12 protein-coding genes are annotated in these 15,646 nt (G+C 56.3%); 4 read left to right on the top strand and 8 right to left on the bottom strand.

What is annotated here, in order from left to right:
• The first annotated feature begins 32 nt into the window (after window positions 1-32).
• Both DSM25558_RS18655 and DSM25558_RS18650 read left to right on the top strand, forming a co-directional pair.
• Window positions 33-440 (top strand): VOC family protein, encoded by a 408-nt coding sequence (locus DSM25558_RS18655; RefSeq protein WP_077106185.1) that lies wholly within the window; start codon window positions 33-35, stop codon window positions 438-440.
• A 127-nt stretch (window positions 441-567) separates the two neighbouring features.
• The gene (locus tag DSM25558_RS18650; protein ID WP_077106184.1) at window positions 568-1,686 is read left to right on the top strand and encodes a metallophosphoesterase; all 1,119 of its coding nucleotides are present in this window, start codon (window positions 568-570) and stop codon (window positions 1,684-1,686) included.
• 55 nt (window positions 1,687-1,741) lie between these two features.
• On the opposite strand, the gene DSM25558_RS18645 is transcribed toward DSM25558_RS18650, so the two are convergent.
• The 3 genes from DSM25558_RS18645 to DSM25558_RS18635 form a co-directional block, all read right to left on the bottom strand.
• Entirely contained in the window at window positions 1,742-4,081 is a 2,340-nt protein-coding gene (locus DSM25558_RS18645; RefSeq protein WP_077106183.1) for a PAS domain-containing sensor histidine kinase, read from the bottom strand.
• 184 nt (window positions 4,082-4,265) lie between these two features.
• Window positions 4,266-6,914, bottom strand: coding sequence for an aminopeptidase N (gene pepN, locus DSM25558_RS18640; RefSeq protein ID WP_077106182.1), 2,649 nt, complete (start codon window positions 6,912-6,914; stop codon window positions 4,266-4,268).
• Between the two features lie 286 nt (window positions 6,915-7,200).
• The gene (locus DSM25558_RS18635; protein ID WP_077106181.1) at window positions 7,201-8,313 is read right to left on the bottom strand and encodes a methyl-accepting chemotaxis protein; all 1,113 of its coding nucleotides are present in this window, start codon (window positions 8,311-8,313) and stop codon (window positions 7,201-7,203) included.
• 396 nt (window positions 8,314-8,709) lie between these two features.
• Between DSM25558_RS18635 and DSM25558_RS18630 the strand changes: the two genes are divergently transcribed.
• Together DSM25558_RS18630 and DSM25558_RS18625 are read left to right on the top strand one after the other, a co-directional pair.
• Window positions 8,710-9,648, top strand: a complete 939-nt coding sequence (locus DSM25558_RS18630; protein WP_077106210.1) for a DMT family transporter — start codon at window positions 8,710-8,712, stop codon at window positions 9,646-9,648.
• A 278-nt stretch (window positions 9,649-9,926) separates the two neighbouring features.
• Complete coding sequence (locus tag DSM25558_RS18625) at window positions 9,927-10,769, top strand: hypothetical protein (RefSeq protein ID WP_077106180.1); 843 nt, start codon at window positions 9,927-9,929, stop codon at window positions 10,767-10,769.
• Window positions 10,770-10,781: 12 nt separating this feature from the next.
• Here the strand turns inward: DSM25558_RS18625 and DSM25558_RS18620 are convergent, their stop codons facing one another.
• From DSM25558_RS18620 to DSM25558_RS18600, 5 genes are all read right to left on the bottom strand, one after another.
• On the bottom strand, window positions 10,782-11,873 hold the full coding sequence (locus tag DSM25558_RS18620) for a hypothetical protein (RefSeq protein ID WP_143240158.1): 1,092 nt from the start codon (window positions 11,871-11,873) through the stop codon (window positions 10,782-10,784).
• A gap of 85 nt (window positions 11,874-11,958) precedes the next feature.
• Entirely contained in the window at window positions 11,959-12,147 is a 189-nt protein-coding gene (locus tag DSM25558_RS18615; RefSeq protein ID WP_077106178.1) for a hypothetical protein, read from the bottom strand.
• Window positions 12,148-12,297: 150 nt separating this feature from the next.
• Window positions 12,298-13,188, bottom strand: a complete 891-nt coding sequence (locus DSM25558_RS18610) for a uracil-DNA glycosylase (RefSeq protein ID WP_077106177.1) — start codon at window positions 13,186-13,188, stop codon at window positions 12,298-12,300.
• A gap of 44 nt (window positions 13,189-13,232) precedes the next feature.
• On the bottom strand, window positions 13,233-14,525 hold the full coding sequence (locus DSM25558_RS18605; RefSeq protein WP_077106209.1) for an Hsp70 family protein: 1,293 nt from the start codon (window positions 14,523-14,525) through the stop codon (window positions 13,233-13,235).
• A gap of 141 nt (window positions 14,526-14,666) precedes the next feature.
• Window positions 14,667-15,563, bottom strand: coding sequence for a LysR family transcriptional regulator (locus DSM25558_RS18600; RefSeq protein WP_077106176.1), 897 nt, complete (start codon window positions 15,561-15,563; stop codon window positions 14,667-14,669).
• Window positions 15,564-15,646: the final 83 nt, after the last annotated feature.

Raw genomic sequence — 15,646 nt, 5'->3', positions numbered from 1 at the left:
GGATGTGCCAACCTCAAGCTGGAGACAGGCAGATGATTGGATACACCATGGTTGGCACGACGGATCTGGATCGCGCCGTGCGGTTTTATGATCCGGTGTTTACCGAGATGGGCTTGGAGCAATGCTACAAGGATGAGCAGACTGCATTCTGGGGCGACAAGACGGATGTCAACGCGCCGCGGTTTGCCACGGGTTATCCGTTCGATGGCGGCAAGGCTGGCGTTGGTAATGGCACCATGACGGCATTTCTGATCGCTGGTTCCGAAACGATCGACAGGCTGCACGGCCTCGCAATGGCGAATGGTGGATCGGACGAGGGCGCGCCGGGGCTGCGTCCCGATTATGGCGAAGGGTTTTACGCGGCCTATGTTCGCGACCCCGATGGCAATAAAATCGCTTTTGTCTGCTACGATGTCAGGAAGAGCAACGAGGTGCCTTGAGCATCGATCTCCAAACACCATCTGTGTTTCAGGTTTCGGCGTAACAGCGCGGATCAATCCATTGTCGGCATGGATTGATCCGTTTGCGTGCCGCGTCCGTAAACAGGATCAAACACAAGGGCATATTATGTTTCATCTCATATTTGGCATTCCGTGGCTGGTTGTCGTCGCGCGATTTATCCAGCCGCTGCCATGGGTGTGGTCTGTAAAGATTGCTCTGGGTCTTATCCTCCTCGTCGCGTCGCAGTATCACCTGATCAATCGGCTCTCTTCAGGCTCCGTGTTTTCGCCCGAATTCCCACGTCCGCTGATCATTGCCATTAATGTGCTGATGGGCGCTATCCTGCTGCTGGCGATGTTTCAGATCGCACTGGACGTCGTGTCGATTGTCATCACCCCGTTCAAGGGGCGTTTTCCGGCTGTTCCGGTCGGCATTCGTTATGCCATGGGCATTGCTGCATTCGGGCTTGCTGCTTTCGGCGTCAGTCAGGCGATCCGAGTTCCGCCGTTGAAGGATATCGAGATAACGATCCCGGGCCTGCCAGCCGCCTTTGAAGGCTATCAGATGGTACAACTGACGGACCTCCACATCAGTCGCCTGTTCGACAGTGAATGGGCAAAGGAGGTCGTTGCACGAACGAATGCGCTGAATGCCGATCTCATCGTCATCACGGGCGACCTGATCGATGGCAATATCGAAAGCCGTAAACAGGACATCGCGCCGCTTGCTGATCTCAAGGCGCGTGACGGCGTCTACACCATTCCGGGAAATCATGAGTATTTCTTCGGCTATGAAGAGTGGATGGCCTATTATCGCGGCCTGAACATGATGACGTTGGCCAACAACCATGCCGTCATCGAGCGCAATGGCGAAAGTCTCGTCATTGCAGGCGTGACGGACCTGTCATCATCCAGAACCGGCTTTCCGCCACCCGATGTCGCCGCAGCGATCAAAGGCGCGCCCGAAGCTGCACCCATCATTTTGCTCGACCATCAGCCGATGGAAGCGGCACGGAATGCACAGCTGGGCGTGGCAGTTCAGCTATCCGGCCATACCCACGGCGGCATGGTCCTAGGCTTGGACCGTCTCGTTGCGCGCGCCAACAAAGGCTTCGTCTCAGGCTTTTACCAGGTGGGCGGCATGCAGCTGTACGTGAACAATGGAACGGCGCTGTGGCCCGGTTTCGCGTTGAGGCTGGGTATCCCGTCGGAATTGACACGCATCACGCTTCGTCGCGGTTCTTAAAAAGCAATGCCGCCGCTCTCTGGAAAGAGAAGCGGCGGCATGTTTGAAAATATCATTACGCTGCGTATTGGGCGGCTTCGTCATGTGGAATGAAGAGGGTGACGACCGTGCCCTTGCCGACGCAGGAACGGATTTTCATCGTGCCGCCATGGAGTTTGACGAGAGAGCGGGAGATGGCAAGTCCTAGTCCGGAGCCGCCCTGGCTCTTGGCATATTGGCTTTGAACCTGCTCGAAAGGCTGACCGATCTTATCGATGGCGGCAGAGGGAATGCCGATGCCGGTATCGGCGATGGTCAGCATCAGACCCTTTTCGTGAACATGTGTGCGAAGCTCCACGCGCCCGCCATTGCCGGTAAATTTGACTGCGTTGGACAGAAGGTTGAGCATGATCTGTTTCATCGCACGCCGGTCGCCTGTCATGTGCATGTCCCGGCAGACGCGTTGCTGAATGGCGATGTTTTTCTGGGCGGCTTGGATCGCGGTTAGGCGAAGCGTTTCCTCGACCAGCGGCACCAGATCGACCTTTTCGCGGTTGATCCGCATATGACCGGCTTCGATCTTTGACATGTCGAGGATGTCGTTGATGACGTTGAGCAGATGCTTGCCGCTATCGTGGATATCGCGGGCATATTCGCTGTATTTCGGTGAACCGACAGGGCCGAACATTTCAGCCAGCAGGATTTCCGAGAAGCCGAGAATGGCGTTGAGCGGTGTGCGCAACTCGTGGCTCATATTGGCGAGAAATTCGGATTTCGCCGTGTTGGCGGCTTCCGCACGTTCTTTTTCAGCCTGATAATTGGCGTTGGCGTCGGACAGTTCGGTCTTCTGTCGCTCCAGCTTGTGGCGGGACGCGGAGAGGTCACCAATCGTTGCCATCAGGCGCTTTTCGGAATCGCGCAGGCGCTCTTCGTGGCGCTTGAGAAGAGTGATGTTGGTGCCGACGGAAACGAGGCCTCCGTCGCGGGTGCGGCGGTCATTGATCTGCAGCCAGCGGGCATCGGCAAGCTGGACTTCCGTGGTGCGCGACAGGCCAGACTGATCCGGGTCGGCAACGCGACGCTCGACCACGGGGCGGCAGGCTGCGGCGTTGACGACGGACCGTTCCGTGCCGGCAACCAGCACGCTGTCCGGCAGACCGTAGGCTTGCTGGAAGTGGGCGTTGCACATGACCAAGCGGTCGTTCTTGTCCCACAATACGAAGGCTTCCGATGTACTTTCGATGGCGTCTGCCAGACGCTGGTCCGCTTCGGCGTAACGCTGGGCCAGACGGTGCTGCTCCGTCACATCCATGGCGATGCCGATGACGCGCGGACCGTTGGAGGTGCGGATGACCTGAGCGCGTGCGCGCAGCCAGACATAATGGCCGTGAGCGTGGCGCATGCGGAAGATCTGATCGATCTGGCGAAGGTCGCCACAACCGACGGAGCGGGCCAGTTCGTAGAGATTGCCCTCTTCGGAATGCATCATGCGCGCCGCATCGCTGAACGATAGCGGTTCGGTTTTAGGAGGAAGGCCGAGAATTTCGTAAAGCGAGGTAGACCAGAACATGCGGCGGGTGGAAAGGTCGAAATCCCACAGGCCGCAGCGACCGCGCGACAGTGCCGTTTCGACGCGCAGATTGGATTCCACGAAAATTTCGTCAGCGGTGCGGGCGCGTTTCACCTGCATGTAATAGGCATAGAGAATGACGAGCAGGATCGCTGAAATACCGGTGAACAGGGTGACGTTCATGGCAACTTCGCTGCGCCAGAACGAACGGATGGGCTCCAGCGAACGGGCTGCGATGATCATGCCACCATCGGTGCCGAGCGGCAGCATCGTGGCGTAATGCGGGGTGCCTTCGATATCGGTTTCGATGGTACCGGGCGCATCGGGAAAGCGGCGGATGATGGCGATCTCAGGCAGGAGGTTGGTCAGAGATGCGCCAGGATAAATCGAGGCCTGGTGTCCGATGCCTCCGAAAATTCTGCCATTAGCACCAGCGACCAGCAGCAGCGTGTCCTTATCCAGACTACCTGCGGGGAAGGCGGTGTTGAGCCGGGCTTCCACGGCCGTCCTGTCCTGTATCATAAACATGGCTTCGTTGCCGGTGAGAGCCGCTTTTGCCGCCAGAGCAGCAAGAGCGGTGGTCTGCCGCGCAGATTCCTCCATGCGACCGGACTCGGCCATGATTCCCAGCATACGCGAGGCGGCAACCACGATGAGAAAAGCGAGAATAAGCACGGGGATCAGCCGCTTGAGCAGCGATTCCAGATGAGGCAATTTGAGACCGTCTTTCGGGCCTGTGGTCAACGCCACCAGATTTCCCGAAAACCTCTCACTCCATGCAGCAATATCACATATTTTGGCAAACGGGCGCTCATCGCCCGCGGTAGCCCGCCGCACGTTCGTCATTGTCCCGCCTTGATTGTCCCTCGGTTAATTCGAAGCAGAAGCCCGAATCTGACACCAGTGAATCAAAGCTGATTCGGCTTGTCCAGAGCTGATGGTTAAAAGAATTTTAACCCCTTGAACCGACTCCGTATTTTTTTGGGACAGGTTTGGCGACCCCGTCAAAAGTCGCCAAACTCACGTAACGTCAAGCCTTTAGCACGCGCTCGACGATGTCGCGAACGTCTGTCGAGAGGGCAGGCGAGCGTTCGATTGTCGTCAGTGCAGCACGGGCGTGATCGGCCCTGACAGGCTCCAGAGAGCGCCATGAGCGCATGGATGTGAGGATGCGCGCGGCCAACTGCGGATTGCGTTTGTCGATGGTAACGATCTGCTCGGCGAGGAAGCGGTACGCTTCACCATCCGCACGGTTGAAGCCCGTTGGATTTCCGAAGGCGAAGGTACCGATGAGCGAACGAACGCGATTCGGATTGGTGCCAACGAAATGCTTTGAGCCGGTGAGCGACTTGATGCGGCCAAGCGCACCTTCGCCGGGAATGGCAGCCTGAATGGACAGCCACTTGTCCAGCACCAGTGCGTTGTCTGCAAACCGAGCTTCGAATGTCGCCAGCGCCTGTGCAGCCTCGGACGAATCCGGGAAACGCTGCGTCAAAATGCTGAGCGCGTGAGCGAGATCGGTCATATTGCTTGCAGCCGCGAAGGCATCCGCAGCGCGCTTCGGCGTTTCTTCCGCAAAGGACAGATAGCTCATGGCGATGTTGCGCAGGGAACGTCGACCGGCGCTCGTCGCATCCGGCGAATATGTCCCCTTGTCTTCGAAGGCGTCAAACAGCGACGTCAACGTCTCCACGCCGGCCTTGGCGATGGCTGCCATGGCCGCGTTGCGTGCCGTGTGGATGGCATCAGGGTCGTTACCGCTGCCGATTTCACGGGCGATATCGGACTCACTCGGCAGAGCAAGCACCTGAGCACGGAAAGCTGGCTCCAGCGCGTCGTCACCGATGATTTCGATGAGCGTGTTGATGAAGGCCGCGTCGAACTCCACAGTAGAGCCATTGCGAACGGCGTTCGTTGCCTTGACGAGGTTCGGCATGGCGAGTGTCGTCAGCGCCTGCCAGCGGGAGAACAGGTCCGTGTCATGACGAGCGATCTGGACCATGTCGTCGGCGGATTGCTCGAGATGCAGATTGATCGGTGCCGAAAAGCTGCGATTGAGCGACAGCACCGGACGCGACGAAATTCCGCTGAAGGTGAAGGTCTGGCTGCGTTCTGTCAGATGCAGAACGCCGTCCTTGTATTCGCCGCCTTCCACTTTCGAAGGTTCGCCAATCTGGCCGTTATCGAGGATGAGCGCGGTGGACAGCGGAATGTGCAAGGCCTGCTTGTTGCTCTGACCCGGTGTGGCCGGAACGGTTTGCTCCAGCGACAGCGTGAACGTAGAGGATGCGGCGTCGTAGCTGGTCGACGCGCTGACCAGCGGCGTGCCAGCCTGAATGTACCAGCGGAAGAACTGGCTAAGATCGCGGCCGCTTGCCTCTTCAAAGCATTTGACGAAATCTTCGACAGTGGCAGCGTCTCCGTCATGGCGCTCGAAGTAAAGATCCATACCCTTTCGGAAATCGTCTTCACCGAGAATGGTGGCGATCATGCCGGTGATCTCGGCACCCTTCTCATAGACGGTCGTCGTATAGAAATTGTTGATTTCGCGGTATTTATCGGGACGTGGCGGATGCGCCAGCGGGCCGCCATCTTCCGGGAACTGTTCCGATTTCAGGTGACGCACATCGGCAATACGCTTGACCGGGCGCGAGCGCATGTCGGACGAAAATTCCTGATCGCGATAGACGGTCAGGCCTTCTTTCAGGCAAAGCTGAAACCAGTCGCGGCAGGTGATGCGGTTGCCGGTCCAGTTGTGGAAATATTCGTGCGCGATGATGCGTTCGATATTGGCGTAATCGGCATCGGTTGCGGTCTCAGGGTCGGCCAGAACGTATTTATCGTTGAAGACGTTGAGACCCTTGTTCTCCATCGCGCCCATGTTGAAATCGGACACGGCGACGATCATGAAAATATCCAGATCGTATTCTCGACCGAAGCGCTCTTCATCCCATTTCATGGAGCGTTTCAACGCATCCATGGCGTAGGCCGCGCGCGGCTCCTTGCCGTGCTCGACATAGATTTTCAGCGCGACATCACGACCGGACATGGTGGTGAAGGTATCTTCGATCAAGCCGAGGTCACCGGCTACCAGCGCGAAGAGATAGCTTGGCTTGGGATGCGGATCGAACCACGCCGCGAAGTGACGACCTTCATCATAATTGCCGCCACCGAGGAAGTTGCCGTTGGACAGCAGGAAGGTGTTGCCCTCCTTGGCCGCGACGATGGTGATGGTATAGGGTGCCAGAACATCGGGTCTGTCAGGGAAATAGGTGATGCGACGAAAGCCTTCGGCCTCGCACTGGGTGCAATAGACACCGTTGGTGCGATACAGACCCATCAACTGCGTATTGGTTTCCGGGTTGATGTAGTTCGTCACACAGATTTCGAACGGCGCTTCCTCGGGCAGGTCACGGATGGTGAGACTGTCCGGCGTCGCATCGTACTGCGCCGCGGGAACGTCGATCTGGTCTAGCAATAGGCCTGAAAGCGTCAACTCGTCGCCATCAAGGACCAGCGGGGCCGATGTATCGACGCCTTCACGACGATGGAAAATCAGTCGCGCTTCGACCTTGGTATTTTGCGGATCGAGTTCGAAAGTGAGGTCAACTCGTTCGAGAACGAAATCGGTAGGGCGATAATCCGCCAGGTGAACGATCTGGCCCGTGTCTGTTCGCATGACTATTCCTGAATGAACCTTGTCTGCCACATCTCAGGTTTCATGCCACATGTAACCTGAAGCTAAAATCAATATAGGGTCACGTTCATGTGAGATTCACAGGACATTCTGTCCTGTTCGCTTTCTTGCCAGACGGTTGATTTTGTTAGGATCAATGAACGTGTCTCGCATTGCCACATTATTTCATTAAATGTTGAACGATTACTAAAGTTATTGCCATCGCGAAATTATATTACAGTAAAACGTTCAATTGGTTAGCAATTCTGTTATGCGCCTAGGTCAGTTTTCAGGTTTTGAAGCCAAGACTGGTGCGAATGGCATCTTCATTTTCGGTTTGCTGAACGACCACGCGATACCAGCCCAGGCCATCGTAATCTTCGTATCCAATGGTTTTCGTAAAAGCCACGATCGCGCCGTTGCTGTCATAATAGCTACCGCGCACAGCGCCCGCATTCTTCTGGAGATTAAAGCGGGTGAAGCGCAAAGCCGGATTGCTGCTGGCGATCACCCGCATATCGCCATCCAGCAACATCACGAGCGTCCGGTCGGCGACCTGTGGGGGCAAATTGGCTTCTTTTTCGACAATGGCGCGGCCCTGCTCCTGCCAGTCGAAGTAGACGCCCAGCGTTCCCAGCAGGGCACCATCGTTTCTGCCGCCTTCTCTGATGCCTGTTGCGTAGACCAAAACGTCGCGATTGTCATGCAGCGGGCTGCTTTTGACCTGATCAACGATGTACTCATCACCACTGCGGCACTGCGAGGCCGCGATGAACCACGGCTCCCGTGTCAGGTTGCGGCCTTGCAGGTCGCGCTGGTATCGAGGGTTGGCGGATGCGATCACGGAACCCCGAAGGTCGGTCATGACCAGATCGATATAAACCGTGTAGAAACGGTTGATGGCACCCAGACGCTCCGACGCGAATGCGGCATCCGCCTTGTCTCGGCTTTGCAGGGCCTGCCACAGTGACGTATCTGTCGCCCACCAGCGAACATCGGCCGTGCGCTCGAACAGATTGCGGACGATAAGCTGGACCAGCGTCTGTGCCGTATCCGTCAGGCGAACGCCCTCCATTTCCTCGACAAGCGCTTCCGCCATATCGCGGCTGAGACCGATGCGGCTGAGAACGGTATCTTGAAATGTCGACGAGATATCCGAAGCGATCTGCGCGAGGCGCTGTACTTCGTTGGCGACGACGGAAAAGCCCTTGCCAGCCTCACCGGCTCTTGCCGCTTCGATCAAGGCGTTGATTGCCAATAGCCGGATTTGTTTGACGATGTGGGTGTTGTCAGTGCTGAACTGCTTGAGATCCGTCGACATGCCGTCCGTAACCACCCGCATACTGCGCGGTGTGGCCGATAGCGATGTGTTTTTCGCAGCTGCCTTCGAAACCGGATTCATGAATGACCATCAATTCTCAATAGAGAGGTGAACCACCAGTCTTGCCGTTCGCTGGATTGCAAAACCAAGATTTCACGTGCCAGAAGTAGAATATATCGTGATTAACATTTCATTTCGATCAAGATACGATAAGTAGTCATGCAGTTAAGTGTCGGAGCTTACTAAAGCGGCAAATGCATTTGTTTCCAGCAGTTTTTCAAGGATTTTGCCGCCTGTTTTCCAAAGCGTGGCATTTGCGCATAGTTTCGGCCAAAAAAATAATGATCGACACGATATGGATGAGTTTGTTTCCGACTCACGATGATAATCTGTTATCCAATTCGGCACGTGCAGGCTGGTGCTGCCGCCTGTGAAATGCAACCGGTTCATGCCCTGAACCTATGAATGCCAGTTCTCATGAGTGCCGCCGCCTATAACCCCATCCGGGGCATAAGCTTCAAGCTGATATCCGTTGCATTTTTTCTGGTCATGCAGACATGCATCAAAGCGGCCGGTCCGGATGTGCCGGCAGGTGAGATCACTTTTTTTCGCTCCACCTTCGCCATCGTTCCCATCGTTATCTATCTCGCATGGTTGCGCAGCCTTTCCAGTGCCTTTTACACCAAGAACCTGGCGGGTCATTTCAAGCGGGGTTTTCTCGGCATCGTTTCGATGATCTGCGGTTTCTACGGATTGAGCTTGTTGCCGCTGCCGGAATTCATTGCCATCGGTTATGCGTCTCCGCTGATGGCGGTCGTCTTCGCCGCCGTGCTGCTGGGCGAAACGGTGCGCGTCTATCGTTGGTCTGCGGTTCTCGTCGGCATGACCGGCGTGGTCGTCATTCTATGGCCCAAGCTGACATTGTTGCAAGCGGGCGGCTTTGCGGCAGGCGAGGGGATTGGTGCGCTCGCGGTGCTGTTGGGTGCGGTGCTGGGTGGGCTGGCCATGGTGCAGGTGCGTCAGTTGGTGGTAACGGAAAAGACCGCCACCATCGTTTTGTATTTTTCGCTGACCGGCAGCCTGCTATCCGCTCTCAGCCTGCCATTCGACTGGGAGTGGCTGGATATGAAGCAGACCATTCTGTTGATGTCCTGCGGTATCGCCGGCGGCATAGCCCAGATTTTTCTCACCGAAAGCTATCGTCACGCGGAAGTCTCAACAATTGCGCCGTTCGAGTACAGCTCGATCCTGTTCGGTATCACGGTTTCCTACGTGCTTTTCGGCGACATCCCGACGATGACCATGTTGATCGGGACGGGGATCGTGATTTCTGCTGGCATATTCATCATTTTTAGAGAACATCAGCTGGGACTTGCCCGTAAAGCAGCAAGAAAAGCGTCCACGCCGCAAGGGTGAGGCAGTATTTGCCGTCTATTTCATCACTGACCATGATGGATGTAGAAAAGCTGTATTTTTATCAAAGTTTTATTCAATTTTCACCCGAACGTGTTATTCAATAATGCGGTGGTAAGGGTAAAATCTGGGTGGCATATCGTGTTTGGGGTAAAACGCGTAAGGTCCTGTTGGGTTCGGCTGTCTTTAACAGACGGATACGTGACACAATGGGCAAGTAGCATGGCGGCAAGGCGCTGCCGATCTGCGAATTTCTTTCCGTCATTGTCGCAGGAATGGCTATGACGTATTCACATGCCGATCTTGTTGCGCATCCCCATTTGCTGGGAGCGATAAGAGCGCTCGCGCTCACTCTTCGCGGTGCTTATCACGACAATCCGCGCATTGCGCGGCTGCTTTCGGCACACCAGAAGTGGCTGATGACGCAAGCCGGGATGGCTCTCAATCTCGAGTTGGGTGCCACTGGCTTTACGGTTGCGCAGGTGCGTGATCTGGTAACGCAAAATGGTGTTGCCAGCCGCAACACGGTTCAGAACTATCTCGATCAGCTCGAAATCTATCGCTACATCGAAAGAGTTCCTCCCGTTTCCGTGCGCCCGCGGCGATACAGAGCGACCGCTGTCAGCCAGCAATCGATTTTTATGTGGTATGTCGCCAACCTCAGCGCACTCGATGGGCTTGATGGTGGAACGCGGGCAGCGCAGATGCTGGCGCGTCCCGAGCTCCTAGTGCTCGCACAGCCGCGCGCCGCACGACAATGCCTCCAAGACAGAAACTGGGTCGAGCCGCCGGAGCGCGTCGGGCTTTTTCTGTGGACGGAAGCCGGTGCGCTTGTGATGGACGATTTCATCAGCCGCATAAAAGATGCCGAAAAGCAAAGCGACCGCATAGATATCGGCTTTGTCGATGCGCGCGCCATGGCCTCCGAATTCATGATGTCGCGTACACATCTGCAGCGCCTGCTCAACAAGGCTGCCGAACAGGGCACAATGGGCTGGCACGATGACAGCCTGCGTAGCGGCATGTGGTTTTCACGCGATTTTCTCGATGAATACTGCAAATGGCAGGCCATTAAGTTCGCTTATGTGGACGAAGCGTTTGCCGAGGCACTGAAATCGATCTGAGTCAGAGCAAGATCAGGCGTTGTCGATCTTGCTCTTCTCCAGCTGGAATTTCGATCCGTGCTTGTCGCTCCCTTTCGCCGTCCAGAGGCTGGAAGCTGGATCGTAGCCCAGACTCATCAGATCGCCAGGGATGGCACCAAAGACAGCTTTGAAACGCCTTGCTCCAATCTTGAGGAGGTAGTGCGGTATCATCTGATCTATATGGTAATGCGGATTGCGTGCGAGAACCGAGAGGAGCGATGCCGCGAAGCGTCTCGAAAACAGACGAACGTCTTCGGAGTTCTTGTAATAAACCGCATTAGCGAGGATTTTGTGCCAGGATTTGCGGGCATGCGGCCTGAAAACGAACGCGCCCTCGGCTTTCAGTTTGACGAGTTTTTTCCACGGAGACGTTCTCGCGATCGTATCGATGTCGAGAATGAGGAGCCGCCCGACTTTCAGATCCAGCAACTGATCTGCGACGATGAAGCGGGAGCAGTTGTAATAGATATTGACCTTCTTTGGCAGGTCTAACCCCATGAGCGTATCGACGCTGAAGCTTATGGCGAGATTTTCAAGGCTTGAGCGGAGATCTTCGATCTGAGCGATAACATCTGGGCTCGGCTTGATAAGATGGAGATGGACATGAAATGTCCCTTCAATCATCGATAGCGACCTCAAAAAAGAGATCGCATAGTCCCAGAAATAGACCTCGTCGCAGGCAACGAGAATGACGTCTTTTCCCTTGATGTCATGGGGAATATTCATCTTGATAGAGGCAGTATAGCGTGAGAGGTGATCAGAGAAAAAATGTCTCGATACTGATGCGCGAAGGCAATCCGCGAAGATGATGCCTCTCCAGAGCAAATTATGACGCTTTATCTTTATCGGGCCGGCTTCGCAGCAGTCCATATCCGTTGTCATGAAGTTACCGCGTACTAAAATGTGCTTCGGGCCGGTTAGCCGAATTTTTGAATACAGATCAGTAATTGCAAAATCAAGGATGGCAAGACTAACGCAGGTAGAAAAACCAGGCGCCAAGAGAAATAACCGTAAAAATATACGGCGATTAGCGCTGCCAAAGCTCGGTGGAATAAATATGCCGAAAGAAAAAGTAAAAGCCAAAACGCAAAAGCGCCTCTCCATCGGAAAGGCGCTGCAAAGCGTCGGACTATGATGCCTTCAATGCCGGAGGCAGAAGGCGATCTTATCAGCGCTCGCGGAAATCCGCGAAGACTGCCGAAGGGCGTGTTGTGCGAACCTGCTGAGTAGACGCGCGAGCGGTCAGCTGTTCGTTGGTTCCACCGAAGCGGTGGTAGCCATCACTGGAGCGCGGGCCAAGGCCTGCGAGCCGGAGTGTTTCAAAGCCGGAGTGAACCGGACGGAAGCGAGTGGTCATTGCCTTGGTTCCTTAAACCGTTTCCTCCCAAGACGAGATGACTTATTGCAGCGCAGCACAGATTCGGCAAGAAACGCAAATGGGCCGCTGTTATGCGCCATTTGCATGGCTATTTTCATAAATGATTCACATTGATCAAAAAGGAAGCATTCACATTTGGCGAATGTTGGCCTGAAATGCTAATAAATCCTGCCATGCCAATGGTTTACTGGCTGGAGCGTTCAAAAGCTCCTGTGGATGCAATGTGGCAATGGCAGGCACAGTTCCGTGTCCGGATGCGACATCACGCCACTGTCCGCGCAGTGTATGGATGGTGCCGGTGCCGCCAAAGAAAAATCGGGCGGTAAAGTTGCCCAAAAGCAACAGTGCTTTGGGCTCTGCCAGCGCAACTTGTCGCTCTATGAAGGGGCGGCAGATTTCCATCTCCGGCCCTGAAGGTGAGCGGTTGCCCGGCGGGCGCCACGGCACGACATTGGTCAGCAGCAGATTGGCGCGATCAAGCCCGATGGCCGCCAGCATGCGATCCAGCAACAAGCCGGTTTTGCCGAGGAAGGGCTGGCCTTCGCGGTCGTCATCCGCATCCGGCATGGGGCCGATGACCATGATGCCGGAGGAGGGGTCACCTTCGGCGAAGATGGTGTTGCGGGCGCTGTTCTTGAGATTGCAGCCGTTGAAGCTTTCCAGCGCGGACTTGAGTTCGGAAAGGGAGCGGGCGCTTTCCGCTGCAAACCGCGCCGCTGCGATGGCCTGCTCATCCGGCATGGCAACATTGGTCTGGATGGGCGGCGCAGCGGGTGCGGCACGCGAAGGCGCAGCCGTGCGTCGGCCTGTCTCGGTCTGGGCGGGAGCCCGGGATGCAGGCTCTGCCTGTTGGGGCTGCTGCTGAGCTTCTCTTTGAGCGGGACGGCTCTGGCGGCTTGCGGAAAACTCGGCGAAGCGATCGATGGACGTGTCTTCCAGCAACCAGTCCACACCCGCATCCGCATGAAAATGCAAAAGCGCCGCCAGTTCTGCAGAGGAAAGGTCTTGGGCCGAAATCATGGGACTAGAACTACCCTATGTGCTGGCCCCACGAAACCCTGTAATTACGCTGTCCAGCGCGCAATATCGCCGCTTTCGCCGATCATGGCCAGACCATGGGCGATGGAGAGCAATTCACCGCCGCTCTCGATTTTGTCCGCATCGAAACGCCGGGTGAAAAGCTGGCGCACGGCAGGCACGAAAGAGGTGCCGCCGGTGAGGAACACCTTGTCGATCGCTTCAGGCGCGGTCTGGGTCTTTTCCAGAACCTCATCCAGCGCACCTTCGATCTTGGCCAGATCGTCGCTGATCCACTGATCGAAGTCCGAACGCTTGACGACCTTGCGGCCAGCCTTGCCCAGCGGCGAGAAGTTGAACTCCGCTTCTTCGTTTGAAGACAAAGCCATCTTGGTAGCGGAGATGGCCTGGTAGAGCGGGTAGCCCTCATCATGCTCGACAAGGTCGATGAACATTTCCAGCTTTTCCGGCTCCAATGCAGACCGTACCAGCGATTTCAGATCGGCAAACTCCTTGGTGGTCTTGAAGATCGACAGCTGGTTCCAGCGTCCGAAATTGACGTAATAACCGCCTGGCACATCCAGTATCTTGTCGAAGCTCTTGAACTTGCTGCCCTTGCCGATTTCCGGCGACACCAGATTGTCGATCATGCGGAAGTCGAAGTGATCTCCCGCCACGCCGACGCCGGAGTGACCGATGGGGTTCGCGGAAAGCTTGCCGGCATGGGTTTCGAAACGGATCAGCGAATAGTCGGTGGTGCCTCCGCCAAAGTCGGCGACCAGAACATTGGCGTCCTTCTTGAGGCTCTGCGCAAAGTAATAGGCGGCGGCAACGGGTTCATAGACATAGTGGATTTCCGGAAAACCGGCGCGGGTGAGCGCGTCGTTGTAACGCGCAATCGCCAGGGCCTCATCCGGGTTGCCACCTGCAAAGCGAACCGGACGACCGGCGATGACGGTGGAAACGTCCTGCGGCCACTCATCGCCCGCATAGGTCTTCAGCTTGCGCAGGAACACCTCCATCAGGTCTTCGAAGCTCTGGCGCTTGGCATAGACCAGCGTACCCTGAAACAGCGACGAGGCGGCAAAGGTCTTGATGGATTGCAGAAAGCGGCAATCGCCGGGATTGTCGATGAACTGGCGAATGGCGGCATGGCCCGCCTCCACCTGAAGGGCAGCGGCACCGAATGTGCCGGATTTCATGAAAGACAGCGCGGTGCGCATGCTGTCCGTGGTCCCGGCGCTGCTGGTAAAGCGCATGGAATGGCTGGTGTTGTTGCTGTCGGAGAGTGCCATGACCGTGTTGGTCGTGCCGAAATCGAGGCCGAGTGTCCGTGTCATTGCAATGATTCCTTGGTTTTTAGACAGGTCGAAATAGGCCGAGGCATGCTCAAGCCCGTCAGTCCGGATGCCCATGGCATCGGTGATTTTTGAGGAGGGCGCGTCATTGCATGACGGCTGGCCCATGGCAAGCGGGGAGGCTCAGTTTTTTGCCATTTGTGCGGCCCGGCTTTGCTGCGCCTCTTCCTGCAGCCATTTGGAAAACGTTGCCATGGCAGGCGTAACGGCTCGAGATTTCAGCCGCGTCAGCCAATAGCATCCTTTTGAGACATAGACCGGGAAAGGCTGCTCCAGCAGGCCGGAAGAAAGTTGTCGGCTGAACATCAGCGGCGGGGCAAGCGCAACACCGGCACCCTGCAAGGCGGCTTCGATCATCAAGACGGACGAATCGAACACGATGCCACGGATTTTCGGGGCCGAGACACCGGCGGCCTCGAACCATTCCGGCCATTCATCCACGCGGTAGGAGCGCAGCAGCGGCTGGGCGGCGATATCCTGCGGCGAGCTCAGCTGGCGTGCGATTGCGGGAATACACAGCGCTGAATGTGGTGCCTCGAACAGCTCTTCCGCTTCCGTATCGTGCCATGCACCGTTGCCGAAGCGAATGGCGTAATCCAGCCCCTCGGCGGCGATGTCGACGCGGTTGTTGTTGGTGGAAAGCCTGATATCGATGAACGGATAACGCGCCTGAAACGTGCCAAGCCGCGGCAACAACCAGCCGATTGCGAATGTGCCCACGGCACCGAGCGTCAGCACATCGCGCAGATGCCCGTCCTCGAAGCGTTGCAACATATCGGCCATGCGATCGAACGAATCGCGCAGCGTCGGCAGAAGGGCAAGCCCGTCTTGGGTAATCATCAATCCGCGCGGCAGACGCCGGAACAGTTCCACGCCCAGCGTCTGCTCCAGAAGCTTGACCTGATGGCTGATGGCAGTTTGCGTGACACACAGTTCTATGGCCGCACGGGTGAAGCTGAGATGCCGCGCGGCGGCTTCAAAGGCACGTAAAGCGTTAAAAGGAAGATGTGGGCGTACCATGACAAGACCAACTATAATTCATGCCTGAAGGCAGATATCATCATTTGTCGGCACGCAACAGGTCGGAATACAAAGACGACGCC

This window comes from Agrobacterium sp. DSM 25558, assembly GCF_900100825.1.
Lineage (GTDB): Bacteria > Pseudomonadota > Alphaproteobacteria > Rhizobiales > Rhizobiaceae > Agrobacterium.
This window is presented reverse-complemented; position numbering and strand designations above follow the sequence as displayed.